General features: G+C 43.4%; 1 pseudogene. It reads left to right on the top strand.

The window, feature by feature from the left end:
- Positions 1 to 620, top strand: a pseudogene (locus GEZ89_RS09645) (hypothetical protein); the annotation flags it as partial.

Genomic DNA, 620 nt, shown 5'->3' with positions numbered 1-620 from the left:
AAAGACGGTAAGAAGATTGGTGAAGGCGTAGCGGACGACAAAGGTAAAGCTACAATCACACCAACAGAAGCTCTTCCAGAAGGAAACGTAACAGCTAAAGCAACAGATAAAGCAGGCAATGTATCAGAGCCAAGTGAACCAGCTAAAGCAACAACACCATCTAAGGATGCAGATGGAGTTAAAGATCCAGCTAAGACACCAGTTAAAGATCCAGCTAACTTAACAGATGCAGAAAAAGCTAAAGTAGCAGACGAAGTTAAGAAAGCTAACCCAACAGCGAAAGATGTTGAAGTAGGCAAAGATGGAACAGCAACTGTAACCTTCCCAGATGGATCAACAGCAGAAATCCCAGCAGCTAAGGCAGTTGAGAAAGCTAAAGATGCAACACCTGCTAAGGATGCAGATGGAGTTAAAGATCCAGCTAAGACACCAGTTAAAGATCCAGCTAACTTAACAGATGCAGAAAAAGCTAAAGTAGCCGACGAAGTTAAGAAAGCTAACCCAACAGCGAAAGATGTTGAAGTAGGCAAAGATGGAACAGCAACTGTAACCTTCCCAGATGGATCAACAGCAGAAATCCCAGCAGCTAAGGCAGTTGAGAAAGCTAAAGATGCAACACC

The organism is Streptococcus mitis, assembly GCF_009496285.1.
GTDB lineage: Bacteria > Bacillota > Bacilli > Lactobacillales > Streptococcaceae > Streptococcus > Streptococcus mitis_BP.
The sequence above is the reverse complement of the archived record's forward strand: the minus strand, read 5'-3'. Positions and strand labels throughout refer to the sequence as shown.